The sequence below is a fragment of the Bacillus sp. SIMBA_008 genome (assembly GCF_046535495.1).
Taxonomy (GTDB): Bacteria; Bacillota; Bacilli; order Bacillales; family Bacillaceae; genus Bacillus; species Bacillus subtilis.
The window spans coordinates 1-258 of sequence record NZ_JAWRWL010000768.1 but is presented as its reverse complement, the minus strand read 5'-3'; the positions used below and the strand labels follow the sequence as shown (position 1 = coordinate 258).

The 258-nt window shown below is 34.5% G+C and carries 1 pseudogene; it reads left to right on the top strand.

What is annotated here, in order from left to right:
- Nucleotides 1-82: 82 nt before the first annotated feature.
- Nucleotides 83-258, top strand: a pseudogene (locus tag SB658_RS25355) (ABC transporter permease); the annotation flags it as partial.

Below are 258 nucleotides of genomic sequence, written 5' to 3'. Positions count from 1 at the left end.
CGAAATGCTTCAGTTTTTATTACATAAAAAAGCATCTATCACACTGCTACAACCTAACTTTTAAATCGAAAGAAGGTTTATTATGTTCGCGCTTATTCGTTACCATTTTCTCGACTATACAAAATCGTATAAGTACGTCCCTCCTATTGCGATGTACTTTGTGAGCTTACTTTTTGTATATACATATAAACCGACTCCTATTGTACCGACATACTTAGAAACAGCTATCGCCCTTTATTTATTATCTGCCTGGATTAC